Consider the following 25,559-nt stretch of genomic DNA (forward strand, 5'->3'; position numbering starts at 1 on the left):
AATAAGGTCACTTTCAGCATTTGTTCTTAATTCGGTGAAATATACATCGCAGTCTAGAATTTCAAACCAGCATGTGTCAATCATATTATGATTATTTAGGCTAAAATTTGTTTGACTTTTCTGCATGGAAAAGAAATCATACCAATCGAAACCAGGCTGTTGTCTATCATACAGTTAACAGCCAGATATACCTGTTTACGGGAGTCATAATATGACAGATTTAAGCTATCTATTTGTCATATTATGATTTTTTAATACGTGAAATTACCGTAATTCACCGACAAACAAAATAGAGGTGTCATTAATGGTTTCGTTAAGCAAAAATCAGTCAGTTTCGCTCGCCAAACAGAGCGCATCACTGGCTAAAATGGATTTTGGTCTGGGATGGGATCCTGTGACCAAAAAGAAAGGCTTTTTGGCGAGCTTATTCGGCGGTGGCAGTGATGAAATCGATCTGGATGCAAGCTGCATTCTGCTGGATAAATCTGGCAATGCCATCGATACAGTATGGTTCGGCCAACTGAAATCAAAATGTGGTTCTATACAACACACTGGCGATAACCTGACTGGTGAAGGTGATGGGGATGATGAAATTATCCGTGTCAATCTCATCAAACTTCCCGCCAATGTCGAATACCTTGCATTTACCGTTAACAGTTTCCGTGGTCAAACCTTTAATGACGTTGAAAATGCCTTCTGCCGCGTCGTTGACCAAAACGGCAAAGAACTGGCTCGCTACCAGTTGAATGAGCAAGGCGCTCACACTGGCATTATCATCTCTTCCCTGCGCCGTAATGGTGGTCAGTGGGATTTCACGGCACACGGCGTCCCTTGTCTTGGACGTACTATTGACGCGATGTATCCACAGATCGTTGAGACGGTGGTGCGCTAATGAATCTGACACCTGGGGGCAACGCCTCTGTTCCCAATCAAACGCTGACTGTGCGGGTTATATCGGGTTCAGCCGTTGATGTTTCTGCTTTTCGTTTGTATGCCGATGGCAAAGTGAAAGGCGATCCAGATATGGTGTTCTACGGTCAACCGATCAATGATGACAACACCATCCGCCTGACTGGTGGCAACATCAATACCTCATTCAGTGTCAATTTGCCTGCCTTGGGCCAGGATGTCCAAAAAGTTGCGTTCACCGCGACTTGCGACGGTAACCAAACGATTTCCAATCTACGCAACCTTTCCATTCAGGTTGAACTGAACAGCAGCGTGATTTTACAGGGGAATGTTGAAGTACAAGGCCGTCCAGAGGCAGCCTTGATCCTCGGCGAACTGTATTGCCGCAACGGTGAATGGAAATTCCGTTTTATTGCCCAAGGTTTTAATGGCGGTCTCAAGCCACTGGCTGAACATTTTGGTGTAGATATTATTGATGATGAGCCAGCACCAAATCCCGTTAGTTTGAGTAAGGTTTCTCTGACCAAAGAAAAACCGACTATCAGCCTTAACAAACGTGACAACTACGGTGAAATTCGCATCAATCTGAACTGGAGTCAAAACGCCTCTTCCTCCTCAAGAGGTCTATTGCAAGGCATGTTCGGTGCAAACAAAAACGTGGATTTGGATCTCGGTGCATTCGTTCGACTGCAAGATGGAGAGAAAGACGTTGTACAAGCACTGGGGAATCGCTTTGGCAATTACCGTTATGAACCGTATGTAGAATTACAAGGGGATGATCGCACCGGTCAAGTTCGTGATGGTGAATGGCTCCACGTCAATGGGTTTGAATGGAAAAACATCCGTGAAGTTTTGATCTACGCCTTTATCTACGAGGGCGTGCCTAGCTGGGACAAAACCGACGGTATAGTCACAATTTATGTCCCTGATCAGCCCCCGATTGAAACGCGGATGACAGAAGGCTACAACCACAAAGGCATGTGTGCCATTGCCCGCCTTGTCAATGAAAACGGCGCTATCAAAGCAGAACGAATCAATCAATACTTTAGCGGGCATAAAGAGATGGACAGGGCGTTTGGCTGGGGTTTTAGCTGGACAGCCGGCAAGAAATAACTCTCTATTTTACCAATAAGCGGAGGGACTAATGTCCTTTTTAAACAAAATCAAATCAGCGTTCAACGCAGGCCGCGAAGAACTCACCACCCAAGTTAGTCGTTTCAAGAACAGAAAGTTCATGGAAGGTACGGTAGCCGTATGTGCACACGTTGCCATGGCAAGTGACGGCGTCAGCTCAGAAGAAAAACAGAAAATGATCGGGTTCATCAAAAACTCTCCTGAACTGAAAGTGTTCGATACCTCTGAGATTATCGAATTCTTTAACAAACTGGTTAGCAGCTACGAGTTTGATGCTGACATTGGCAAAGGTGAGGCTATGAAATTCATTATGGCTCTGAAACAGCAGCCGGAAGCGGCACAACTTGCTTTGCGCGTCGGAATTGCCGTCGCCAAGAGTGATGGTGACTTTGATAACAACGAAAAACAGGCTGCCCGTGAAATTTGCTTAGCCCTTGGCTTTGCACCGGCTGATTTCGAACTGTAATCGCAGATATTTAAGAGGCTTACTTCATGGTATCCACGCACATTGGTTTTCCGATGGAAACCGTTGCTGTATTTATTATTCTGTCGGTTGGTGCGCTCTTTATCGACCTCTTTATGCATCGTCATGATAAGCCGATTTCGCTGCGCAGTGCCGCTCTTTGGTCTATTTTCTGGATCGCAATTGCCTTTGTTTTCGCAGGCTTCCTGTATGTCCATCACGGCGCAGAAGCAGCGAGTCTGTTTGTCACAGGCTATGCGCTGGAAAAAGTTCTTTCCGTCGATAACCTGTTTGTCATCATGGCGATTTTCTCCTGGTTCGCTGTTCCAGATCGCTATCGCCACCGAGTTCTGTATTGGGGAATTATCGGCGCGATTGTCTTCCGTGGTATTTTCGTTGCCATTGGGACAAGCCTGCTGGCACTTGGGCCGTGGGTTGAAATCATATTTGCGGTTATCGTTGGCTGGACAGCGGTCATGATGCTGAAAAGTGGTGATGATGACGATGAAATCGAAGACTATTCACAGCACCTTGCCTACCGTCTGGTGAAGCGTTTCTTCCCAATTTGGCCGAAACTGCGTGGCCATGCTTTTGTACTGAACCAAAAAGAAGTGGATCAGGAATTGGCTAAACCAGAAAACGCCGATGTGAAAGTCGGTCGGGCGGGCAAAGCTGCACTTTATGCTACGCCACTGATGCTGTGCCTGGCAGTAGTCGAACTGTCTGACGTGATGTTTGCCTTTGACTCTGTACCCGCGGTGATTGCAGTCAGTCGGGAACCATTAATTGTGTACAGCGCCATGATGTTTGCTATCTTGGGTCTGCGCACGCTCTACTTTGTGCTTGAAGCATTGAAAAAGTATCTAGTGCATTTGGAAAAGGCAGTGATCGTTTTGCTGTTCTTTATTGCCATCAAACTGGGTTTAAATGCTTCCGAGCATATATTCCACCACGGTTATTCAATTTCAGCTACAAGTAGCTTATTTGTGGTGATTGGCGTACTGGCAGCCGGTATTCTTGCCAGCCTGCTGTTCCCACAAAAAGAAAATGCACGCTAAATCCGTAAAATCTAAGTAACTAATACGACGTAATAAGTGAGGAAATAACAATGGGTGTATCTCTTTCTAAAGGCGGTAACGTTTCTCTGAGCAAAGAAGCGCCAAGCATGAAAAACGTTCTGATCGGTCTCGGCTGGGACGCTCGTGCTACTGACGGACAAGACTTTGACCTGGATGCCTCAGCTTTCTTGCTGGCCGCAAACGGCAAAGTACGTGGTGATGCAGATTTCATTTTCTACAACAATCTGAAATCGGCTGACGGCTCCATCATGCACACTGGCGACAACCGTACCGGTGAAGGGGATGGCGATGACGAATCACTGAAAATCAAACTGGATCAAGTTCCTGCTGACGTAGAAAAAGTGGTGTTTGTAGTAACTATCCATGATGCACAAGCTCGTCGCCAGAGCTTCGGTCAAGTTTCCGGTGCCTTCATCCGTCTGGTTAACGATGACACACAAGTTGAAGTGGCGCGCTACGACCTGACTGAAGATGCGTCTACCGAAACCGCTATGCTATTTGGTGAACTGTATCGCCACAATGCAGAATGGAAATTCCGCGCAGTAGGCCAGGGTTATGCTGGTGGTTTGGCTTCTGTTTGTGCCCAGTATGGTATTAATGCTGCTTAATTTGGATATGATCCAATTAAGCATTTCAGTGTACATGCACTGAAACTAAAAGCCCTGCTGATATTATCAAGCAGGGCTTTTTTGTTGCCTTATCTATTTGTTTATCATCCATTACTCACAAATTGATCGCTGGAAATCTGGAGTTATCATGGGGATATCTCAGCCATTTTAATTCGAAAAAATTTTGGAATATGTTTTATTTTAATATTTCTATTTATACGCATTAAACTTCAAGTTGCCATTTACAACACGATATGAAACGTGATTTCTCCCCGCTTCGTGGGGAGAAATCACACGCATCTTGAAGTTAGATTGGTATAAGATTATTGAGCATTTTTACAACATATAATATCAATATTTATAAATAGGCATAGGATAAAAAATATAATCTATCAAAGAAACCACAGGCTAAAATATTTTATTCATGCCTTTGATAACCCAGAAAATAACATAATTACTTGCAAAGTAATTTTTTGCTCTAACATTAGAGATGCATTTCAAAATGGATAAATATCCAGTTATTTTTTGCGAGTTGCTTCGCAAAGAGCGACATTACCAATGGCATATTAGCCAACTAACCGTTAGGGTAGATATTGATTATCAACAATGAATACTATTTAGATGAAAAAAACGTATGAATTAGCGGTGCAATGCGGACAAAGTGCTGATAGAGTATCGCAATATATCCATAACACAAGGAATGTCCAAATGAGCCTTCATGTTTCATTTCGCTATTCTGACATTGGCTTTCCTGAATTAATACTGAACGGCAGTGCACTCAGCGATGCTGGATTTACCGCAAATGAATTATTTCATATCTCACAGTTTTCCAATGGCGTTATTATTTCTCTTGTTGATCCTCACACAGATTTAGCCAATTTAATTAACGAAGTGGAAAATAACCCATACCAGGGAATTGATAATATTCGTGAAAATGGGGAACTTTACATTGCGGGGGACTGGCTAACCATCAGCAATTTAGTGGAACAACCTATTAACATTGAAATACAACCTGATAAAATTATTCTAAAACCGAAACTGATGGAAATATTAGCATAAAATCATGTGTCACGATAAAAATAGCTTTCCATTAATTAGCCGGAAAGAAATATTAAGAAGAATTCCGGCTTTTATATTATCTGATATTAAATACCATCTGATTTAAACGGCACTTTGGGCTCTATAAACTATTTTCCACCAGCCAAATCAATAAAATTGCCTGTAACATACGACGATTCATCAGACAGCAGCCATGCAATGGCCTGAGCAACTTCTTCCGGTTGTCCACCCCGTTTCATAGGCAAAGAATCTTTGATCCTTTCAACGCGTTCAGGCTCTCCAGCATCGGCATGCATTTCGGTATAGATGAATCCAGGGCGCACAGCATTTACCCTGATCCCCTGCGCAGCTACCTCTTGCGCCAACCCAATTGTCAGTGTATCAATGGCCCCTTTTGATGCCGCATAATCAACGTATTCATGGGGAGAACCTAATCGAGCGGCAGCGGATGAAACATTGACGATGACACCACCTTGTCCACCGTGACGCAAAGCCATTCTTTTAACCGCTTCACGCGCACAGAGAAAGGCGCCAGTGACATTAGTGGCAAAAATTTCATTTAGCCTCTCTGCCGTCAACTGTTCAATGGTGGCTTGAGGCTTTAAGATCCCAGCATTATTCACTAGCCCAGAAATATACCCCAACTCTTTTTCCGCTCTTTGGAACAGTGCTATCACTTGCTTTTCATCCGCAATATCCACCTGAACCGCAATTGCTGACTGCCCAAGAGCACGGATCATATCCACCACTTCATAAGCACTGTCTCTGCGGTTACGATAGCCAATGCAGATATGGTGCCCCTGTTTCGCCAAGCAAATTGCTGTGGCCTTACCGATGCCACGGGAACCACCAGTAATGATCGTTACTTTTTTCACAATGCCATCCCATATTCGATTTGCGTTATTTTTTAACTCGTTATGTAAAATTTGCAATCATAACATTCAAAACTATACTCCAACCTGCAAGAGTCAATTTCGAGTTTCAGTACTCTAATCAGAGGAACTATATGATGAAAAGCTTGAAGTTATCAGTTGCAGCATTACTGGTGTTGTTTTCAAGTGCCACACTTGCAGCGCCAGCGGTATCAACCTCAGCCGAAGCCGCCTCAAAAACAGCAACGGCAGTAGAACAAAATGTTAAATCAGCCAAAAACAAAGCTAATTCATTAGAGAAGAAAGTAACCAAAAAAGTAAAAAATCAAAAAGTATCAAAGAAGAAAAATAGAAATAGCTCAGCCAAAAAAGGCGCTAATACAGCTCTTTGTAAAGATGGTAGCTATAGCAAGAGTAAATCCCGTAGAGGAGCCTGCTCTCGCCACGGTGGTGTCGCTAAATGGCTGTAAAGTTTGATTGATTTTTCATCATGCACAATTAGGGAGCCAAGGCTCCCTAATTTTTTGAATATTTTCCATTAAATTATTCAATTATCATGCGAAAAATAAGAGAAAATTGATTCCCCAATCAGAAATAATTTCACTATTATGGTGTTAATGGTCATATTTTCTTGAACAAGAAAACATTGCCTTTTATATTTTATAAACTTCAACTTCTCATACTAAAATTCAGATAAAAAACTCAAAATCAGCCAGAAAAATAGATAAAAAAAACATAAACAATAAAATAATTTACAGTAACTCCAACAAAGCAAAAATTCACATACTAACGAGAGTCAAATGAAAATTGAAAATATTTAATTAATAACGTATAGTTAAATAAAGACAATTCATCAAATCAAGTTACATAAACAGGCAATATAACATCATAAAATATGACATAGATAACCCTGTTTACCCGATAAAATCATAATAATCATTACATTAATTTACCATACAAAGTAAAAAGTATAGATATTTGTCAGTAGGGTGCTAATATTCATTACAGAAATGAAACTTATGAATGACGAATAACAGTAGCCATATATTGTTTGCTCTGCTAATATTCGTTTAATTTTTATCCAGAGTAATAAAAAGAGGAGAAGCAATGCCCTCTCTAATGATGAGGACAAATGCGGTCTTCGCTTTCTTTATCTCATTAATCTTTATCGGTCTGAGCCATGCCTCGACCAGTACCTCAAAAGTGCAAGAGTATTCTCACAATGGCATACAGATAAGTTTGCCTGATTTGCGACAATACCCTTCAGGTACACCTCGGAAGAAAGCGTTTTTAAATATTATTGTCCCTGTAATTGTTCAACATAATCAAAAGATTATGCAAGACCGCAAATGGCTCCTGTCACACCAAAAGAATCATCATTGGTCTGTACAGGATAGTTACCGATTGAAAAAGATCTGCATGGATTACAAAATGACCTGCAATTCGCCAAGACAGGTTAATTGGAACAAGTTATTAAGTCGGGTTGATATTATTCCCACCCATTTTGTTGCCACTCAAGCAGCGGCTGAATCGGGTTGGGGAACGTCAGAACTTGCCAAAAAAAATAATAATCTGTTTGGAATGCGCTGTAGCGCTTGCAACAATACGAAAGGAAAAGTCAAAGGTTATTCAGTTTACCCTACTGTTAATGCTTCCGTCGTTGCTTATATGAAAAACCTGAATACACACCGTGCTTATGAGTCACTGCGTTCTTCACGTGCAACGCAGAGAACAACTCAGGAGCCGCTGAATATCAGTAAGCTGATTGATAATCTTAATGGTTATTCTGAGCTGGGATCTGCCTATAATCGCTATTTACATCGGGTATTTAATCGCAACAAGGATCTGATCTCACAAGCGCAAGAATTGGCTATCCAATAACACTTCCCTCAACAATCCACATTGTATTAATTACAATGTGGACTCTTTTTTAGAATCTGTCTTTGTATTATCTACTGTAAATATCGACAAATTCCATACTATAATGCACTTCAGAATTACATTCTTTCTCCCAACGATAAATGCTTAACCAGAGCCTAATATGAATTTCTTCTCTTTTGAGTTCCTTGGATCGTTTGTTATTCTGCTGGTTGTCTATTGGCTTTTACAAAAAACGCCCAGACTACAGAATGGCGTGTTAATTTTAGCGAGTTATTTATTTGTATTCTCTTTTGCCGCGAAGTTCGCCTACATTTTATTCGCCTATACCCTGTTTATTTACTTTTTGGCAAATGTTCTTAGTCGTTATTTATCTAATAAGATGATATTTACACTACTGACATTCGGGATCTTTGGCTGTTTCACTGTTTTCAAATATTACTCTTTCTTTCAAGAGTCGATTCAACACGTATTGGCTAATGCTGGGATCAACGTGGAACTCCCCGTCCTTGAATTGCTGATACCACTGGGATTGTCATTTTATGCGTTCCATTCGGTCAGCTATGTTGTATCGGTATGCAAGAAAGAGCTGCCTGCCGCACCACTGTATGATGTCATATTGTATCTTTGCTTTTTTCCCAGCATTGTCGCCGGACCGATTAATCGAGCCAAAGATTTTCTGCCACAGATTCAGGCAACGTCGAGAATGGTACTGGAACCATTGAAGGCGCTATTGTTGATTGCTATCGCCATCGTAAAACTCTTTTTACTCAGCGCTACGCTCTCTGAGTATCTCGTGAATCCCGTTTTTGAAGATCCGATTAGCCATCATGCAGGGCAAGTCCTTGTGGCAATTTATGCTTATGCCTGGAATATCTACTTTAACTTTTCCGGCTATACCGACCTTGTCACAGGTATCGCTCTGCTATTAGGTTACCGAGTGCCACGCAATTTTGATGCCCCTTATTTGGCTGAAAACTTACAGGTATTTTGGCGTCGCTGGCATATCAGCCTGTCAACATTCATCCGTGATTATGTCTACATTCCATTAGGTGGTAACAAAAAAGGCGTATTCCGCAAGAACCTGAATATGTTCACCGCTATGGTAATTTCTGGCCTATGGCATGGTGCAGGTCTTAGTTTTATTATCTGGGGCGCTATTCATGGATTAGGGTTAATTCTGCAAAATATTAAAAATGCCCTGCTCCCTGTGGCAAAGAAACAGAGGGAACCACAAGCCAGAAGTCCACTTGCATTATTTTTATCTCGTGTTGTGACGTTCCATTTTGTTTGCTTTGCATGGATCTTTTTCCGTAGCCCAACGTTTAATGATGCGCTGGCGGTATTAAATCAACTGTTCTCTGGCGACACATTTTCATCCCTGTTATCCAGCAGTTCGCTATTAATGGTTTTCTGGGGTTCCTTTATTATCTACCCTTGGTTGGTGAATTTCAGACACAAAATTGAAAAAAACTATAACCTGATTTCCTGGGTTTATTACCCAATTCCCTTAGCCCTGATCCTCACTTTGGTATTTATTTTGTCACCTTCAGGAATGCCAGGATTTATCTATGCCAACTTCTGAATTTACCTCTAACCTTAAAAAAGTCGGACAAGTGATTTGTGCCGTGGCATTAACCAGCTTAATGTTAATTTGGCTTAATCAAGGTTCGTTAGATAATTTCTGGCAACAGAAATATCACCGCAACAGTCCCTGGACATCTCTCAAGGGGGAACCATGGTGGGATCTGGGGAATAATGTGCAGCAAGGCTCCATTGCTGCCAGTAAAACTTTTATGGCATATGCGCAGGGTAAATATCAGGTCACTCCGTCATCAGCCATGAATATTGATAACCGGCAAACAGTATTTCCTCCTGATTTTCAGGTTGGCTTGCGTTTTCTTGAAGGTTACGTGTATCCCATCGAAAACCTCTCTTTCACCTTTCCTGAACTACTGAACAAAAATATTAAACTCGTTCAGTCTTCTTTACCGCCAAATAGTTCAGTAGAAAATCCGCTTGTTGAAATTGTCCAGAAAACCCATGCGAATTTGGGCGTAAAAGATAAGGTGTTATTTGCCGGTGATTCAATGATGCAGGGCGTAGCCCCACATTTAAAACGTCGACTGTTTCAGCAATATGGCATATCCAGTATTAACTTGAGTAAACAAAGTACAGGGTTGTCTTATCCTGGCTTCTTTGATTGGCCAAAAACGATTAACGATGCATTGAGGACTCACCCTGACATTAAGTTGGTAATGATATTTTTAGGTCCAAATGATCCATGGGATATTCCTTCAGGACACGGAGGCCCTTATTTGAAATTCGCCAGTGAAAACTGGGAGGATCTTTATCGCCAACGAATTGAATCCATCTTAAATGACGCTCGCCAACATCAGGCTGATGTTATTTGGGTTGGACCACCGAATATGCGCCAGAAAAAACTTTCCAACAGGATGTCTTACCTTAATAAATTGTACCAAACTGAGGTAGAAAAAAAGGGAGAAATCTATGTTGCGGTTAATGATATGTTCAAATATCAGTCAGATAATTATTCAGACTATATTGGCGATGGCAGCAGCACCATCAAACTCCGCAGCGGAGACGGTATCCATTTCAGTTTGAAAGGGCAACAAACTATTGCGGATTATCTATTTTCATTGATCACATTTACTCAGGAGCCAGTTAAAGAAAATGCAACCATTTAACATGTTCCGCAGATTTTATCGGATAGTGGGTGCAAGTCTGGCTATCGCGCTCTCAATAAGCTTGTTATCGTGCAAGGGGGAAAAATCGCAGCCTGCATCGGAGCTCCAAGCAACACATATATATCGTCAACAACAATTGACGAATTTTGGTGATCCCAATTTCACGCTATTAACAGATAAATTACGTCACAGCGATACTCGCCAACTCCATTTTGTACAATTGGGTGATTCACACACGGCTGCCGATTTCTTTACCGGTAAGTTACGCAGTTTATTACAGAATCATTATGGTGACGCAGGGCCAGGTTTTATTCCTCCAATGAGCATTCCTGGTCAGCGTAACGCCTTAATACAATTCTCTGAGGATAAAACCGGTTGGTGGCTTTCCAGCAGCCGCAAGGAAAATCGGGCTGATTATCCATTGGGTGGGTTTATCGCCATTCCCGAAAGTACCAGGAGTGCGATACAAATCAAGTCTTCCTCTGCTCGTGGCGAATACTGGTTGAGTGCACTCTATCAATCCCATACAGCGACTCAAATCAAAATGCCATTTACCACCATAGAGTTACCCGCAACACAAAGTGAATGGCATTTCTCACCAGAACAGAGCGTCAATTTCCCCATCAATCTCTATCCACAGGATACACAATTGAAAATCGGCGGCTGGCTGATAAAGCGTCAAACCCCTGGCATTATGTTATCTGCATTGGGGATTAATGGCGCCACTATTAATATGCTGGATAAATGGCAACCGCAATGGATTAATACGCTGGCACAGATAAAACCGGATATGGTTTTTCTCGCCTATGGGACCAATGAAGCCTTTAACGATTCATTGGATTTGGTTGCTTATCAGAAGGATTTGACAGCTAAAATACAAGAGATCCGCAGAGCCATACCGCAAGCCGTTATCCTGCTGATTGGGCCGAATGATTCGCTAAAAAATAAAACTGCGGCAAGCTGTGAAGAGCAGCAACCTGCCTTACTTGATCATGTGATTCAGATCCAACAAACCGTTGCCAAACAACAGCACACCCTGTTTTGGGATTGGCGGGAATATATGGGGGGGCCATGTTCGATCAGAGGATGGGAACAACAAAACCTCGCTCGTCCTGATTACATTCACCTTTCCGCAGACGGTTATGAACGCAGTGCCGAAGCGCTTTATACGCAGTTTATGGCATTGATTGAATAGTGCCCTATGTAAGTCGTAACAGTTTTTAAATAAAGCGGTTATACCAATCTCCCTGCATAGCAGGAGATATAAAACGCATCTTGAAAAGCGATTGGTATATTAGTGATTGCGGTTGGTAAGCGAGCAGGAAATAAGATTTATTTAGCAGCTAATGAACGTGGATAACACGGGGAATCGTGTAAAACAGCACCTTATGATGGATAAGGTGCCATGAAAAATCGCTTAAAAAGGCTTTAACATACCACCATTGCGATTAATACTGATATGCAACAGCTTAATTCGTACCGGAAAGTGCTGGCAATACATGTTCAGGATCACGTTCAATAGCGCGCAAAAGTGCTTTTGCAGGACCTGTAGGCTGGCGGCGTCCTTGTTCCCAATTTCTCAATGTATCAACATTCACTGAAATCAGTTTTGCAAATCCAGTTTGGGACAATCCCGTCGATTGTCGAATCTTCTTGACTTGCACAGCTACCACATGTGTTTCACGCGAAGGTTCACGAGTACCATCAATAATTTCATTCATTTGCGTCATACTTTCAGTTAGACGCTCAAACAATTTTGCATCCATTTACCACCTCTCATTGAGATCGCGTAATATCTTTTTCTCTTGTTCTGTTAGATTAACTTTAATCCCTTTTCTATAGAAACAACAAAACCTATGTCGAGAAGTTAGGAGAATTAATAAAAAAGCACCTTAATTTATATCATAAGGTGCCATGAAAAATCGCTTAAAAAGGCTTCATCACAACATAGCGAAATAGATCATACCAACCATCGCACCGGTTGTGCCGAGAATGGTTTCCATTACCGTCCAAGTTTTTAGGGTTTGTGCTTCTGTCGCACCAGTAAATTTACCGAACAGCCAGAAACCAGAATCGTTCACATGGCTAAGAACCAAAGAGCCACCGGCAATACATACTGACAACGCGGCCATTTGCGCACCGGAATAACCTAACTCGCCAATCACTGGCAGAACCAATCCTACCGTGGTCAAACATGCGACAGTTGCCGAACCTTGAATCACACGCACGGCTCCCGACAAAATAAAACACGCCAGCGCGATTGGAAGGCCGGCACCGACCAACGCATTACCCAATGCTGGCCCAACACCTGAATCCACCAGCACTTGTTTGAATACACCACCTGCACCTGTCACCAGCAGAATAATTCCTGCAGGTTGAATCGCTGCAGAGCAGACCTCCATGACTTTCTCTTTGCTCATACCACGACGGATCGCCAACCCGTAAATTGCCACCAGACAAGCAAGCAAAATTGCAATGAAAGGATGACCAAGAAATTCCAGCCAATGATATAGCGTTGATTGCTGATCAACAAAACGTGCACCAATGGTTTTCAAGCCCACCAATATCAATGGGAATAATACCAATGCCAAGCTGAAGGCAAAGGAAGGCATCTGACTTTTGCCAATACTTGGTGTCCCCAGATCTTTGGGTAAATCCAGTGTCACATATTTGCTGATAAAATTACCGTATATCGGGCCAGCCAATAACATGCCGGGAATGGCGGCACTCAGGCCAATCAATATCATCCAGCCAAAATCGGCTCCCATCTGGGAAGCCAGCATCATTGGCACTGGCCCCGGAACCAAAAATGCGGCCGCCGCCGCAACACCTGCGAACAATGGAATCGCCAGTTTCACGACATTGCCATTGGTACGACGCGCAACGGCAAATACCACGCCAATCAATAACACAACCGCCACATCAAAAAACAGTGGTAATGCACAGACAAGCCCGGCAACACCTAATGCATAGTTAGCCCGCTTTTCACCAAAGCTACCCAATAGTTTCACGGCAATCTGGTCAAGGACTCCCGTTTCATGCAAGATCTTGCCAAACATTGCGCCAAGAGCCACAACAATGGCAAGAAAACCCAAAGTGCCCGCCATGCCGTCCTGCATTGTCTGGGTGATTTTCTCCAGTGGCATACCAGAAAAAATTCCTGCCCCCACGGAAACTATCATCAAGGCAATAAATGCCTGTAACCTGGCTTTCATCACCAAAAACAATAATAAGAGAACAGAACCGACAGCTGTCAGAACCAGAGTTACGGTGCTCATGAACATCCCTCACTAATACGGTTAATGGATTGAATATGGTCAATAGCTTTAATCGCATTTTTGATGACTTCATCAAGATCAGGTTTGATATCAATGTGATGGACATCTTTTTCATCACTGGTCGGCTCTTCCAGTGTCTCAAATTGTGAGATGAGCATTTGTGGTTTAAAGAAATGCCCTTTGCGTGCTTTCAGGCGGCCTTCGATTAAATCAAAATCCCCTTTCATATAGAGAAACGACAGGTTTTGATTGCCATCACGCAACATATCCCGATAATTTTTTTTCAAGGCAGAACACACGAGCAGGGAGATAGAATTGGTGCGCTGCATGGCAAAAATGGCGTCATTGAGTGCCTTCAACCATGGCCTGCGATCATCATCATTCAAGGCGTGGCCCAGTGCCATTTTTGTAATATTGGCACGGGGATGAAGGAAGTCTCCATCCAGAAACGCAGCCCCTAGTTTACGGGCAACACCACTGGCAACCGCTGATTTACCGCTGCCGGATACCCCCATCAATACAAAAACATGGTTTGGTTGTTGGGTATCACCCATATCAAACTCCTTTACACAGATCTGACGGCTTATATATCCATTTGATTGACACTAAAAAATTAGCAGGGAATATTATTCATGGAATGTTATCGGTAACATTAGCAGCAGAGCTGGATGGTGGGCAATCAATCAGGGCCATCAAAAAAGGAAAATGTGAGGCTTATCGCAATTGAAAATGGGAAAGCATCATTTTGAGCTACAAAAATTAAACACTTTCACCCAATGAAAGGGTAAACCCAACATCGATCAGAGTTTGTTCCAGCTTTTCCCCTCTCAAACGAGCAAGCAAAGATTCCGCAGCCTTGCGTCCCATTAAGTCACGAGGCGTCAGCACACTGGCAAGCTTGGGAGTCATTACCTGGCCGACATCATGACCATGAAAGCCAGCTATCGCAATCTCTTCCGGTACTTTAATCCCCTGTCGCTGGCACTCGAAAATTGCCCCGATGGCGATATCATCATTCGTACAAAACAAACCATCAATTTCGGGATATTTCTGACAAGATTCCTGCAAAAGCTGCGCGCCTAACGAATAGGAAGAGCTGACTGGTGTCATCATTTTTCTCGGTTGAAGCCCAGCATTAAACATCGCCATTTCAAACCCTTGCAAACGGATCATCGTTCGCTCATCCTGTCGTGCACCGAGATAAATAATGTTTTTGCAACCGCGTTCGATCATTGCCATCGTCATCTGACGAGCTGCTGCAAAATTATCGATTCCTACTGCAATATCAAGGCAAGGCGATACACTGTCCATCAATTCGACTACGGGTATACCTACTGTTTGCAACACCTTTAACGTTTTGGGGGTATGCGTACGTTCAGCCAGAATCAGGCCATCAATATTGTAAGCAAGCAAGGAGAGCAAACGTTCTTCTTCTTTCTGGGCAGAATAACCATAGTGGGCGAGCATGGTTTGATATCCATTGCGATCAGTCACATGCTCAATGCCACGAATAACTTCAGCGAAAACCTGATTGGTCAAGGAAGGGAGTAAAACACCTATTGCACGGCTGGTGGAATTAGAAAGAATATCGGGTACACGGTTGGGGATATAGCCGAGTTGCTCCACCGCTTCCGCTATTCGTTTTCCCAACGCTTCAGAAACCTGATCGGGATTGCGTAAAAAACGGCTGACCGTCATTTTTGTGACCCCAACGAGGTCGGCAACATCTTGTAAAGCTGGGCGTTTTTTCTTCATTTTCAATGTAATACAATCAGTTATTGATAGGTGCAGAGGAATAACTTGCGGTTTTAACATATTTATACATCATTACAACACGCTTTCTGGTGAAAAATGCCAATATACTCGCATCTTGTTTAGCAGTAATTACTGAAATTGTGATGACTTACACGCGTTTGAGTGAATATTCCAATCTGTTGCTACCCCCCACCGCACAACACAATAGTTTTCATAACTCTTACTCTCTTTGTTGTTGAGTTAAGGCCAACAAGTTCTTTTGCGATTTCTGCAATAGGAATCTCATAAGTTGGTAAAGAAGAGTTAATAATATGAATTAAATGCGATCTACATTACAGATGGTAAATCAGGAAAATGAACGGGAAAATTTGGCTAACTTTATAGGCCAAAAAATGGTAGAATTTTTCGGCCCTAAAAAGATTTTATAAAACAAATAGATAAAATTAGGGTGTTCCCCGTAAGTACGGGGATAAACCGGTAGTCAACCTCGGATGACAATTTACTTCTATGTGTTCCCCGTGAATACGGGGATAAACACTTACTTGGATAACAAAATCATACACTTTAGAGACTTGAAAATATAATTGACCCCAAAAGTCACTAAAAGCACTACTGGCTTCAAATCCGGTTAAAACTATAAACAAACTTCAACAAGAAATTAGATACCTGAAACGAAAAGTAACCTATCAAGATAAGACATTATCAGATAAGTCCACTCAGAAATTATTACAGGATAACCATAAAGAGAATCATCAAAATTTAGCTCATTATGATGCTATAGGATTTCCATCACTAACGGTTCACATAATCCTGAATGTGATCAATATTCCATATAAGATAAAATGTTAGTGATAACATGATATAAAATAGGTTAAATTCTCCAAATCCGTTGTTAACGTAGTGGATTTAACTAATTTTTTAAGTAGCTCGCTATTTTAAAAAATATAATCACCCAGGAAAACACTTTGAACGCTAATAATGCAACAGAAATAACTTACTGGAATCGTATGGTACCAGAACTTACCGTGACCAACTTTGCGGCTTCACTTGAGTTCTATCAAAAAATATTAGGGTTCGAAATATTAATTCGTCGAGAAAATCCCGATTTTGTTTATTTAGGATTAGGTGAAGCACAATTAATGCTGGAAGTATTTCATGACGATGGTTGGAATACTGGAGAACTTAATAGACCATTAGGGCGCGGTATTAATTTTCAAATTGAAGTCGATGACATTATGTCAATCCTGGAAAACCTGAAAATTAACGAAATCGAACTTTATCGACCACTGGAAGATAATTATTACTGCATAGGTGACACCACAATCTGTCAGAGGGAATTTCTCGTTCAAGATCCAGATGGTTATTTACTTCGATTTAGCCAATATAGAGAAAACACAGAAGATTAATGACACACCATTAATATAGGAAAGTTATAACTTTATTTACTCATGAAAGCGTATGACTAATTTAATAAATAACTTTAATTACCTCACACGATATTGGGGAAAAGCCAAAAAGAATCCCTATTCTAACGAAAATTATCATCTCCTGGCCTATCACTGCTTAGATGTCGCCGCAGTAGGTCAATTATTATTGGCACCACATAAGAAATTAACGCAAGATCTCGCAAATTTTTTGGGATTATCACCAGAATCATTACAAAACCTATTTTCTTTTCTTCTGGTACTGCACGATATCGGCAAATTTGCTTCTGCATTTCAGCAATTATATTCCCAAGAAGATACTGATCTAATTAAACCGGAGCAATACTCCCCCTATGACTCCAAACATTTCAGGCATGATCGGTTAGGGCTATTTTTCTGGAAAAACATTCAGGATGACGTACTGTTAGCTTTAATCGGAGATGATGGCCTGCAATTCAGTGAAGATAAACAAAAGAAACAAGCCCTGAAAACGTTAATGGTTTTGATGCAGTGTATGCTTGGTCATCATGGTAAACCCATTGATGATAGTTGGAACACAATTACCGATTTTACCGAGCCCCAAAATGTTATTGATGCAACGGCATTCACTCATGATCTTCTGACACTTTTTCAACCTCATCTACCATTGGCAAAACTACTTTCAAAAGAGTGGCGGCGCAAACTACAACAAGTGAGTTGGCAACTTGCCGGTATTGTCGTGCTGGCGGACTGGATAGGCTCTGACTGTTATCATTTTCGTTATCAAACCAAAGCCCTTCCGCTGGCGGAATATTGGCAGCTTACGCAAAAACAAGCTCAAATCGCCTTAGATGGTATTGATATCCATAACACTCCCGTGATAGCGCCTTATACTTCTATCCAGGAGTACTACCAATTTTCACCAACCCCATTACAAAAATGGGCGGAAGAAGTCCCGATTGATGACTCCCCACAACTTTTTATTCTGGAAGACGTTACGGGCGCAGGCAAAACAGAAGCCGCCCTCGCTCTGACTCACCGCTTAATGCAAACCGGTGCTGCGGACGGTTTCTATTTTGGTCTGCCAACAATGGCGACCTCCAACGCCATGTTTGGCCGAATCGCCAAACACTATCACCATATGTTTGATACAGAAAACGGCAAACTACCTAGTCTCGTTCTCGCGCACGGTGCACGTGAAATGAATGATAATTTCCGTGACATCATCCTGACGTCTGAACATAACGACAGTGATTACACCAGAGACGATAGCACTGCGACAGCACAGTGCCACCGATGGTTAGCTGATTCTAATAAAAAAGCTCTATTGGCATCGGTGGGGGTAGGTACTATCGATCAGGCATTACTTGCCGTTTTACCGAGAAAATACCAGTCACTTCGATTGATTGGATTAAATCGCAAGGTATTGATCTTTGATGAAGTACACGCCGCCGATGAATACATGTTTGCATTGCTGGAAAGTGTATTAAGTCTGCACCTGCACCAGGGTGGTTCCGTGGTATTACTGACTGCTACACTTTCCTTGAAACAGCGCGAACGGCTGGTGAATATCTGGTTATCTGCCAGCAGCATACCACCACAGAAATTGCAAAAAACGGCCTTTCCACTGGCAACCCATGTCACGTTAAATCCAGAAGCTCCATTGGTTGAAACGCCCCTGCACAGTCGTCCAGATGTCAGCCGTACTGTCACCGTAAAAACGGTGAATCATCTGGATGAATGTGTACAAATCGCCCTCAACGCCGCTCAAAATGGGCAATGTGTGGTTTGGGTGCGCAATTCAGTGGATGATGCACTCCATGCTTTCCGGCTTATTCAGGCACAAATGGCTCAACCGGAAAATTGCCTGTTGTTCCACAGTCGCTTTATTTTGCATGACCGAAAAAAGATCGAAAATCGTGTGCTGGAAATCTTTGGTAAAGAAAGCAAGCAGGAGGATAGGCAAGGCAAAATCCTGATTACCACGCAAGTCTTTCAGGAGAGCCTTGATGCAGATACGGATGTCATGATCTCTGATATCTGCCCGATTGATGACTTGATTCAGCGGGTTGGTCGTTTGCACCGCCATACTCGTAACGCAAATGGCGAATACGAGCAAGGTATTACCGATAGCCGCTCTGCGCCTGAATTATATCTCCACGCCCCAGAATGGGATGATCAACCCAAAGTGGATTGGCTGAGCAAAGATTTTCGCAATACCCAATATGTTTATCGTTCAGCCGGACGTTTATGGCTTGGCTTACGCGAACTCCTGCGCTTGGGAGCGATTCGTATGCCTGCTGAGGCGCGAACCTTGATCGAAGCCGTTTACGGTGAAGATGCCGATAACCAAATCCCTGATGCACTCAAACCCAAGGATAATAAAGAAATCGGAGAAGGGCGGAGCAAAGATGCCGCAGCACGATCACAAGCCCTGCAATGGCAGCACTATGAATATAGCAAACGCAGTGCCCGTGGTTGGTATGACGATGACTGTGATATCAGCACCCGATTTAGCGATATCGAAACGGTGAGCGTGCTGCTTGTCAAACTAACTGAAAACGGGGAACTAATGCCGTGGGTAGAGGATGAAAAATTTCCTGTCCAATTAAGTATTGTCAAAATACCAAAAAACAAATTTGCCGATAAGCTGCAACCCATACCAGAGTCTCTTTCTCAAACCGTGGAGCGGTTACAGGATAAATTCAAGTCCGTCAAATACCTGCAAATCTGGCTGCCAGAGAGTGACCCACATTTTACTTATGATCCCAACATTGGTTTTTATCCTAAGCAGGAGGCGTAATGAACCTCGTTAAAGACGCATGGCTGACTTTTAGAATGAAAGATGGCAGTGAGAAAAAGCGACCTCTGACGGCAATCTGCGATCCTACCGTTGTCGATTTTGTACTGCCACGGGCTGATTTTCAGGGCGCCGCTTACCAACTGGCGATTGGTTTGCTGCAAACCGCTTTTGCTCCTGAAGATGAAGACGAATGGTATGAGTTTTATCAACAAGCCCCTACCCAAGCGGACCTACAAACTGCATTTAATCGAGTAGAACATGCTTTTAATCTGACAGGGCATGGTCCTCTGTTTATGCAGGATCTTGATTCGTTAGCAGAAAGGAAACCCACCAGCATTTCAGGATTGTTAATTGAATCGCCTGGTGAAAAAACATTGAAGGATAATACTGATCATTTTATTAAACGCAGCCAATGTGAAGTCATTTCCCCCGAAATGGCCGCCATTGCCCTATTCACACTACAGATTAACGCGCCTGCCGGCGGTGTTGGACATCGTGTCGGGTTACGGGGAGGGGGTCCACTCACGACCTTGATTCAGCCACAAGAACCGGATGCTTCGCTATGGCAAAAACTTTGGCTGAATGTCATTAATCGGGAACATTGGCCTTACCCCGATCCTGATCTCAATAGCCCAGACGTTTTTCCTTGGTTGGGTAAAACTCATATCAGCCAAAAAGCAGGGACAGAAATTTACGCACATAATGTCCATGAACTGCATATGTATTGGGCCATGCCACGACGGATCCGGCTGGAGATAGAGGATAAGCCCGCCATCTGCCAATTAACGGGGCAAACAACTCACCCATCTGTTTCGGGTTATCGTACCCAAAACTATGGCAACAATTATTCTGGTACCTGGCAACATCCTCTAACCCCCTATCGGTGGAATCCGAAAAAACCGGATGAAGAGCACCTTTCTATCAAAGGGCAACCCGGAGGTGTGACCTATAAGATCTGGGATAGCCTGACTTTTTCCGATGATAAACAGGGTCAACAGGCAGCCCAGGTTGTCGACCATTTTAGCCAGATCAATGATTATTTTGCCGATGAACAAAGTTCCACGCCTCGGTTATGGGTTTTTGGCTATGATATGGACAACATGAAAGCCCGCGGTTGGTATTCCACCACCTTGCCTCTGTTTTCCATGCCGATTGAAAAGAAAGATGCCGTTTTCCGGCGCGTCAAAACACTACAAAACCTCTCTGCCAATGCATTGACACAGTGTCGTACCCAGATCAAAAACGCGTGGTTCCGTCGCCCGAATGAAATAAAAGGCGATATGTCATTTATTGATGCGACTTTCTATCAACGCACCCAGACTGCCTTTTTTAAGGCTGTTCAACAGATTGTCAGCAGCCAGCATAAAGCATCTTCCCTCTCCACCGAAGACGCTAAAACCTGGCTCTACCAACTTAGAAATACCTGCTTTGAGCTCTTTGATGAGTTCGTGCTGTCAGAAGATACCGATCCCGAAAAACTCATCGAAAAGATCGCGGCGCGACAAATTCTTACCAAGTGGCTGATGGGTTCTAAAGATATCAAGTCATTTATGGCAGAGCACAATATAGAAATCCAATCATCCAAGAACAAAAAGAAGGAGGAAGTTATCAATGAATAACCTAAGTGAAGGTCGTTTACTGCGCTGGTGGGAAAGCATGTTTTTATCCTCCGAAGAATTGAAGAAAAAAGAGATCCCCCCTGCACCAACGCTCTTTAAAGCTGAATTAAAGCGTTGCCAAGATATTGAGGCAGCAACGCTAACCGAAGGTTTTTGCGCATTATGGTTCAGCTTGCCTGAAGATATTATCAAAGAAGCTCAGCAACAGACTGTTATGCGATGGGCAATGATTGCTGTCACGCTGGTGTATGTCAAAACCAACACCACCACTAATCTGGCAACTGCCGCGGGCACCAAAACCGAAAATGACAAGCCGATTGTCAGTACACATCGCTTTGCCCAATTGCAGTCAGCCAAGACACCCGATGAATTTATTATGCGTTTGCGGCGCATCCTACAACAACTGAAAGGCCAAGTTTCCGTGTTATCCCTCGCCAAAGATATTGAACAATGGTTGAGAGAGTACCACCAGCCAAAAGCATATCGAGCCAATAAACGCCTCTGTGTGCAATGGGCGATGGATTACTACAAGGCCGCTAAATAACGCCAATAATTAACCACTTTTAATCTAATAAGGAATTTTAAATGAGCCAATTTATTCAGCTACATCTGTTAACTTCCTACCCTCCTGCCAACCTGAACCGCGACGATCTCGGACGCCCTAAAACCGCCAGAATGGGCGGAGCGGAGAGATTAAGAATTAGTTCTCAAAGTTTGAAACGTCACTGGCGGATCTCTGACCTGTTTCAGGATGCCCTCGCAGAGCACCTTGGTTTTCGTACCAAACGCTTTGGATTTCAGGTTTATCAACGCTTGCTTACTGGAGGCATCAAAGAGAAGCAAGCAACTGAATGGGCTTCTGCCATTGCGGAAGTGTTTGGCAAAAATAAAAAAGATGAACCCCTGGAAATTGAACAACTGGCACATATCAGCCCAGCAGAAAAAGAGGCTACCTTTGCATTAGCCGATAAACTTATTGCCGAAAATCGCGCACCAACCAAGGAAGAGCTGAATCTGCTGAGCAGAGAAAAAACAGCCGTAGATATTGCATTGTTTGGCCGTATGCTGGCATCCAGCCCTGCCTATAATGTGGAAGCAGCCTGCCAGGTTGCCCACGCTATCAGCGTTCACAGTGTTGCGGTGGAAGATGACTATTTTACCGCTGTTGACGATCTCAATGCGGGCAAAAGCGATTCCGGTTCGGCTCATATTGGCGAAACTGGCTTTGCGGCTGCTCTGTTTTACAGCTATATCTGTATCAACAAATCTCTATTAATCGAAAATCTGTCAGGTAATGAAACCCTAGCGAATCAAGCCATCGCTGCCCTGACAGAAGCCGCTATTAAAATCGCCCCATCCGGCAAACAAAACAGTTTCGGCTCCCGCGCCTATGCCAGCTATGTGTTGGCGGAAAAGGGAGAATATCAGCCTCGCTCCCTATCTGTTGCATTCTTAAAACCCATTGATAGCGAAGATCAAGCAACCGATGCCATCAAAGCGTTAGAAAATCAGAGAGAAAACTTCGATAACGTTTATGGTGCTTGTGCTGACACGCGCTATAGCATCAATGCCGTCGCGGGTAAAGGCTGTTTTGCTGAGCTACTTCAATTCGTTACTGAATAAAAGAGGCCAATATGAAGACTTACCTGGTCTTTCGTTTATATGGGGCACTAGCCAGTTGGGGAGTAGAAGCGGTCGGTGAAAACCGGCCAACCGGCATTTATCCAACCCGTTCGGCTATTTTGGGGTTATTAGGTGCAGCACTGGGCATCCGGCGCGATGATGAAACACAACTTATGGCATTGCAGCAGAGTGTCAAAATCGCCATCAAACAGATCGTTTCCGGTTTATTGATGCGGGATTACCATACCTCCCAGGTTCCTTCGCAAGAAAAAAAATTGTCTCACCCAACCCGTAAAAGTGAGTTACGTGATAAATCCAAATTAAACACCGTACTGTCTTCACGCGATTATCTTGCTGATGGCGTGTGGATTATCGCGATTTCCTTGACCGAACAGGCCAGCTTCACCCTTTCTGCCTTGCGTGATGCGCTGCTAAAACCCGTTTTTACGCTGAGTCTTGGGCGAAAATCCTGCCCTCTTGCACTTCCGATGATGCCGCAACTGACAGAATCTCCGTCATTAAAAGCCGCCCTTGATACGCCTTTTCCTCTCTTGCCTTATCAATCAGAAAAGGCCAATCACTATTATTGGCAGCGTAATCATGATGTTGTGAGTTATTTCTGGGAAGGAGATAAAGACGAGATCACGATCCCTGATACGACAATACTGACGCATCAACTGTGGGATGAACCACTATCACGTAGCCGCTGGCAGTTTACGCAACGCACGATGCACCAATTATCGTTCCAGTTATCAGTCGTGGAGGGAACACATGTATCTGTCTAAAGTCGCCTTGCACCCTTCTGCTTACTCTATGCAAACACCGTCACGTAAACAGACGAAAAATGATGTCTATGCTTACCACCAACTCTTGTGGCAATTGTTTACGGAGCAGGAAGAACGCAATTTCCTTTTCAGGCAAGAGATGAGCTTAAGTGGCAGACCTGAATTTCTTGTGTTGTCCACGACCACACCGATAGCCAATTCCCCACGGTTCCAGATTCAGACCAAGTCTTTTGCCCCTCAATTACATAATGGACAAAAACTGGCGTTCAAACTCCGCGCGAATCCCACTGTCTGCCTCACAAATAAAAATTCAGGCAAACAGCTGCGCCATGATGTGTTGATGCACGCCAAGCGTCAGGCAAGACATGCTGGTAGCTCAGGAGACCTTGAATCAGCAATGATGCAGGCCGCCCAAACCTGGATACAAGATGAAAAACGGCTGGCTAATTGGGGGATTCGCTTTGATTTTGCTCCGGATATTGAACGCTATACCCAACACCGCAGTTTTAAAGCCTCTGGCCAGAAGGTGGCATTTTCCAGCGTAGATTTTCAGGGAGTGCTCACTTTGTCAGATAGCGAACTTTTCCTTGAGCAATACCAGAAGGGATTTGGCAGGGCAAAATCCTTTGGTTGTGGGTTAATGCTGATAAGGGCACTGTAATGGCATTTATTCCATTAAAACCCATTCCCATCAAGGACAGGAATTCAATGATCTTTATTGGTATGGGACGTATTGATGTCAAGGATAATGCGTTTGTTGTGATTGATGAAGTCAACGGCGAACGTATGCATATTCCCGTCGGCTCCCTTGCTTGCATTATGCTGGAGCCAGGCACCCGCATTAGCCATGCTGCGGTAAAATTGGCATCTACCACCGGAACATTGCTTATTTGGGTGGGAGAAGCCGGTGTCAGACTCTATTCCGTAGGACAGCCAGGCGGTGCGCGTTCAGACCGGCTGCTTTATCAGGCTAAGTTGGCACTGGATGAGGATTTAAGGCTCAAGGTTGTCCGCAAAATGTTTGAATTACGTTTTGGTGAACCCGCACCCCAAAAACGCAATGTCGAACAGCTTCGGGGCATTGAAGGTGCCCGCGTCAGGAAAACCTATCAAATATTGGCAAAACAATATGGCGTAAAATGGCACGGGCGCAATTACGATCATACTGATTGGGATAAGGGTGATCTCATCAACCGCTGTATTAGTGCAGCAACCTCATGCCTATATGGAGTGACCGAAGCCGCTATTCTGGCGGCGGGTTATGCACCTGCTATTGGTTTTCTGCATACTGGCAAGCCTTTGTCATTTGTCTATGATATTGCAGATATCTTAAAGTTTGATACCGTCGTGCCTATTGCATTTAAAGTTGCTGCCACCAATAGCATTGCTCCTGACAGGCAAGTCAGAATTGCTTGTCGTGAAAAATTCAGGACAGACAAAATTCTGAAACGCCTTATTCCCTTAATTGAAGAAGTGCTTGCGGCGGGCGAGATTTCCCCACCGCTCCCTCCTGCTGATGCACAACCCCCCGCGATTCCCGAACCAATTTCTATCGGTGACATTGGACACAGGAGTCAATAGAG

24 protein-coding genes are annotated in these 25,559 nt (G+C 43.4%); 19 read left to right on the forward strand and 5 right to left on the reverse strand.

Translation table 11 applies throughout. The annotated features are described in order from the left end of the window. The first annotated feature begins 304 nt into the window (after positions 1-304). The 6 genes from WDV75_RS17455 to WDV75_RS17480 all read left to right on the forward strand — a co-directional run bounded on the left by WDV75_RS17455 (position 305) and on the right by WDV75_RS17480 (position 5,252). Entirely contained in the window at positions 305-892 is a 588-nt protein-coding gene (locus tag WDV75_RS17455) for a TerD family protein (protein ID WP_189758770.1), read from the forward strand. Continuing rightward, positions 892-2,022, forward strand: a complete 1,131-nt coding sequence (locus tag WDV75_RS17460) for a TerD family protein (protein ID WP_273558611.1) — start codon at positions 892-894, stop codon at positions 2,020-2,022. The genes WDV75_RS17455 and WDV75_RS17460 overlap by 1 nt, the downstream gene beginning before the upstream one ends. Positions 2,023-2,053: 31 nt before the next feature. Beyond that, a complete protein-coding gene (locus WDV75_RS17465; RefSeq protein WP_273558613.1) occupies positions 2,054-2,509 on the forward strand; it encodes a tellurite resistance TerB family protein in 456 nt (151 codons plus the stop codon). Between the two features lie 26 nt (positions 2,510-2,535). Beyond that, the gene (locus WDV75_RS17470) at positions 2,536-3,564 is read left to right on the forward strand and encodes a TerC/Alx family metal homeostasis membrane protein (RefSeq protein WP_273558615.1); all 1,029 of its coding nucleotides are present in this window, start codon (positions 2,536-2,538) and stop codon (positions 3,562-3,564) included. A gap of 50 nt (positions 3,565-3,614) precedes the next feature. Further along, positions 3,615-4,193 carry a TerD family protein gene (locus WDV75_RS17475; RefSeq protein ID WP_273558617.1) on the forward strand — a complete coding sequence of 193 codons (579 nt, stop codon included), beginning with the start codon at positions 3,615-3,617 and terminating at the stop codon, positions 4,191-4,193. A 708-nt stretch (positions 4,194-4,901) separates the two neighbouring features. Further along, positions 4,902-5,252 carry a SymE family type I addiction module toxin gene (locus WDV75_RS17480; protein WP_273558619.1) on the forward strand — a complete coding sequence of 117 codons (351 nt, stop codon included), beginning with the start codon at positions 4,902-4,904 and terminating at the stop codon, positions 5,250-5,252. Between the two features lie 128 nt (positions 5,253-5,380). Here the strand turns inward: WDV75_RS17480 and WDV75_RS17485 are convergent, their stop codons facing one another. Next, complete coding sequence (locus tag WDV75_RS17485; protein ID WP_273558621.1) at positions 5,381-6,127, reverse strand: SDR family oxidoreductase; 747 nt, start codon at positions 6,125-6,127, stop codon at positions 5,381-5,383. A gap of 131 nt (positions 6,128-6,258) precedes the next feature. Here WDV75_RS17485 and WDV75_RS17490 point away from each other — a divergent pair, with 131 nt between their 5' ends. The 5 genes from WDV75_RS17490 (at position 6,259) to WDV75_RS17510 (ending at position 11,905) form a co-directional block, all read left to right on the forward strand. After that, a complete protein-coding gene (locus WDV75_RS17490) occupies positions 6,259-6,594 on the forward strand; it encodes a DUF3761 domain-containing protein (RefSeq protein WP_223281617.1) in 336 nt (111 codons plus the stop codon). A gap of 637 nt (positions 6,595-7,231) precedes the next feature. After that, positions 7,232-8,005 (forward strand): protein bax, encoded by a 774-nt coding sequence (locus WDV75_RS17495; RefSeq protein WP_273558623.1) that lies wholly within the window; start codon positions 7,232-7,234, stop codon positions 8,003-8,005. Positions 8,006-8,165: 160 nt separating this feature from the next. Further along, positions 8,166-9,587: an MBOAT family O-acyltransferase gene (locus WDV75_RS17500; protein ID WP_273558625.1), complete on the forward strand. Its 1,422-nt coding sequence runs from the start codon at positions 8,166-8,168 to the stop codon at positions 9,585-9,587. Beyond that, the gene (locus WDV75_RS17505) at positions 9,574-10,710 is read left to right on the forward strand and encodes a DUF459 domain-containing protein (protein WP_273558627.1); all 1,137 of its coding nucleotides are present in this window, start codon (positions 9,574-9,576) and stop codon (positions 10,708-10,710) included. The genes WDV75_RS17500 and WDV75_RS17505 overlap by 14 nt, the downstream gene beginning before the upstream one ends. Position 10,711: 1 nt before the next feature. Beyond that, positions 10,712-11,905, forward strand: coding sequence for an SGNH/GDSL hydrolase family protein (locus tag WDV75_RS17510; protein ID WP_338860228.1), 1,194 nt, complete (start codon positions 10,712-10,714; stop codon positions 11,903-11,905). A 274-nt stretch (positions 11,906-12,179) separates the two neighbouring features. Here WDV75_RS17510 and nadS read toward each other — a convergent pair whose 3' ends face one another. The 4 genes from nadS to gntR all read right to left on the reverse strand — a co-directional run bounded on the left by nadS (position 12,180) and on the right by gntR (position 15,743). Next, positions 12,180-12,476: a NadS family protein gene (nadS, locus tag WDV75_RS17515; protein WP_189758784.1), complete on the reverse strand. Its 297-nt coding sequence runs from the start codon at positions 12,474-12,476 to the stop codon at positions 12,180-12,182. 174 nt (positions 12,477-12,650) lie between these two features. Next, positions 12,651-13,988, reverse strand: coding sequence for a gluconate transporter (gntU, locus tag WDV75_RS17520; protein WP_273558631.1), 1,338 nt, complete (start codon positions 13,986-13,988; stop codon positions 12,651-12,653). Further along, positions 13,985-14,542: a gluconokinase gene (gntK, locus tag WDV75_RS17525; protein WP_273558632.1), complete on the reverse strand. Its 558-nt coding sequence runs from the start codon at positions 14,540-14,542 to the stop codon at positions 13,985-13,987. Before gntK ends, gntU begins: the two co-directional genes overlap by 4 nt. A gap of 205 nt (positions 14,543-14,747) precedes the next feature. Then, entirely contained in the window at positions 14,748-15,743 is a 996-nt protein-coding gene (gene gntR, locus WDV75_RS17530; RefSeq protein WP_273558687.1) for a gluconate operon transcriptional repressor GntR, read from the reverse strand. Positions 15,744-16,750: 1,007 nt separating this feature from the next. On the opposite strand from gntR, the gene WDV75_RS17535 reads away from it, so the two are divergent. Genes WDV75_RS17535 through cas1e form a run of 8 tightly spaced genes read left to right on the forward strand, consistent with a single transcriptional unit; the run spans position 16,751 to position 25,557 of the window. After that, the gene (locus WDV75_RS17535; RefSeq protein ID WP_273558689.1) at positions 16,751-17,149 is read left to right on the forward strand and encodes a bleomycin resistance protein; all 399 of its coding nucleotides are present in this window, start codon (positions 16,751-16,753) and stop codon (positions 17,147-17,149) included. Between the two features lie 52 nt (positions 17,150-17,201). Next, the gene (gene cas3, locus WDV75_RS17540; protein ID WP_273558633.1) at positions 17,202-19,949 is read left to right on the forward strand and encodes a CRISPR-associated helicase Cas3'; all 2,748 of its coding nucleotides are present in this window, start codon (positions 17,202-17,204) and stop codon (positions 19,947-19,949) included. Next, positions 19,949-21,568, forward strand: a complete 1,620-nt coding sequence (gene casA, locus WDV75_RS17545; RefSeq protein WP_273558634.1) for a type I-E CRISPR-associated protein Cse1/CasA — start codon at positions 19,949-19,951, stop codon at positions 21,566-21,568. The genes cas3 and casA overlap by 1 nt, the downstream gene beginning before the upstream one ends. After that, complete coding sequence (gene casB / locus WDV75_RS17550; RefSeq protein ID WP_273558637.1) at positions 21,561-22,112, forward strand: type I-E CRISPR-associated protein Cse2/CasB; 552 nt, start codon at positions 21,561-21,563, stop codon at positions 22,110-22,112. Before casA ends, casB begins: the two co-directional genes overlap by 8 nt. A 41-nt stretch (positions 22,113-22,153) precedes the next feature. Further along, positions 22,154-23,191, forward strand: a complete 1,038-nt coding sequence (gene cas7e / locus WDV75_RS17555) for a type I-E CRISPR-associated protein Cas7/Cse4/CasC (protein ID WP_273558639.1) — start codon at positions 22,154-22,156, stop codon at positions 23,189-23,191. A gap of 11 nt (positions 23,192-23,202) precedes the next feature. Then, entirely contained in the window at positions 23,203-23,976 is a 774-nt protein-coding gene (cas5e, locus tag WDV75_RS17560; protein WP_273558641.1) for a type I-E CRISPR-associated protein Cas5/CasD, read from the forward strand. Next, positions 23,963-24,637, forward strand: coding sequence for a type I-E CRISPR-associated protein Cas6/Cse3/CasE (gene cas6e, locus WDV75_RS17565; RefSeq protein ID WP_273558643.1), 675 nt, complete (start codon positions 23,963-23,965; stop codon positions 24,635-24,637). Before cas5e ends, cas6e begins: the two co-directional genes overlap by 14 nt. Then, positions 24,637-25,557 (forward strand): type I-E CRISPR-associated endonuclease Cas1e, encoded by a 921-nt coding sequence (cas1e, locus tag WDV75_RS17570; protein ID WP_189758794.1) that lies wholly within the window; start codon positions 24,637-24,639, stop codon positions 25,555-25,557. Before cas6e ends, cas1e begins: the two co-directional genes overlap by 1 nt. Positions 25,558-25,559 lie beyond the last annotated feature (2 nt).

Origin of the sequence: Xenorhabdus griffiniae (genome assembly GCF_037265215.1) — a bacterium.
GTDB classification, from domain to species: Bacteria; Pseudomonadota; Gammaproteobacteria; order Enterobacterales; family Enterobacteriaceae; genus Xenorhabdus; species Xenorhabdus griffiniae.

Excerpts from the sequence above, each read along its gene's own strand:
- WDV75_RS17455 (WP_189758770.1), top strand. The coding sequence starts at position 305 with ATGGTTTCGTTAAGCAAAAATCAGTCAGTTTCGCTCGCCAAACAGAGC.
- WDV75_RS17460 (WP_273558611.1), top strand. The coding sequence starts at position 892 with ATGAATCTGACACCTGGGGGCAACGCCTCTGTTCCCAATCAAACGCTG.
- WDV75_RS17465 (WP_273558613.1), top strand. The coding sequence starts at position 2,054 with ATGTCCTTTTTAAACAAAATCAAATCAGCGTTCAACGCAGGCCGCGAA.
- WDV75_RS17470 (WP_273558615.1), top strand. The coding sequence starts at position 2,536 with ATGGTATCCACGCACATTGGTTTTCCGATGGAAACCGTTGCTGTATTT.
- WDV75_RS17475 (WP_273558617.1), top strand. The coding sequence starts at position 3,615 with ATGGGTGTATCTCTTTCTAAAGGCGGTAACGTTTCTCTGAGCAAAGAA.
- WDV75_RS17480 (WP_273558619.1), top strand. The coding sequence starts at position 4,902 with ATGAGCCTTCATGTTTCATTTCGCTATTCTGACATTGGCTTTCCTGAA.
- WDV75_RS17490 (WP_223281617.1), top strand. The coding sequence starts at position 6,259 with ATGATGAAAAGCTTGAAGTTATCAGTTGCAGCATTACTGGTGTTGTTT.
- WDV75_RS17495 (WP_273558623.1), top strand. The coding sequence starts at position 7,232 with ATGCCCTCTCTAATGATGAGGACAAATGCGGTCTTCGCTTTCTTTATC.
- WDV75_RS17500 (WP_273558625.1), top strand. The coding sequence starts at position 8,166 with ATGAATTTCTTCTCTTTTGAGTTCCTTGGATCGTTTGTTATTCTGCTG.
- WDV75_RS17505 (WP_273558627.1), top strand. The coding sequence starts at position 9,574 with ATGCCAACTTCTGAATTTACCTCTAACCTTAAAAAAGTCGGACAAGTG.
- WDV75_RS17510 (WP_338860228.1), top strand. The coding sequence starts at position 10,712 with ATGTTCCGCAGATTTTATCGGATAGTGGGTGCAAGTCTGGCTATCGCG.
- nadS (WP_189758784.1), bottom strand. The coding sequence starts at position 12,476 with ATGGATGCAAAATTGTTTGAGCGTCTAACTGAAAGTATGACGCAAATG.
- gntU (WP_273558631.1), bottom strand. The coding sequence starts at position 13,988 with ATGAGCACCGTAACTCTGGTTCTGACAGCTGTCGGTTCTGTTCTCTTA.
- gntK (WP_273558632.1), bottom strand. The coding sequence starts at position 14,542 with ATGGGTGATACCCAACAACCAAACCATGTTTTTGTATTGATGGGGGTA.
- gntR (WP_273558687.1), bottom strand. The coding sequence starts at position 15,743 with ATGAAGAAAAAACGCCCAGCTTTACAAGATGTTGCCGACCTCGTTGGG.
- WDV75_RS17535 (WP_273558689.1), top strand. The coding sequence starts at position 16,751 with ATGGTACCAGAACTTACCGTGACCAACTTTGCGGCTTCACTTGAGTTC.
- cas3 (WP_273558633.1), top strand. The coding sequence starts at position 17,202 with ATGACTAATTTAATAAATAACTTTAATTACCTCACACGATATTGGGGA.
- casA (WP_273558634.1), top strand. The coding sequence starts at position 19,949 with ATGAACCTCGTTAAAGACGCATGGCTGACTTTTAGAATGAAAGATGGC.
- casB (WP_273558637.1), top strand. The coding sequence starts at position 21,561 with ATGAATAACCTAAGTGAAGGTCGTTTACTGCGCTGGTGGGAAAGCATG.
- cas7e (WP_273558639.1), top strand. The coding sequence starts at position 22,154 with ATGAGCCAATTTATTCAGCTACATCTGTTAACTTCCTACCCTCCTGCC.
- cas5e (WP_273558641.1), top strand. The coding sequence starts at position 23,203 with ATGAAGACTTACCTGGTCTTTCGTTTATATGGGGCACTAGCCAGTTGG.
- cas6e (WP_273558643.1), top strand. The coding sequence starts at position 23,963 with ATGTATCTGTCTAAAGTCGCCTTGCACCCTTCTGCTTACTCTATGCAA.
- cas1e (WP_189758794.1), top strand. The coding sequence starts at position 24,637 with ATGGCATTTATTCCATTAAAACCCATTCCCATCAAGGACAGGAATTCA.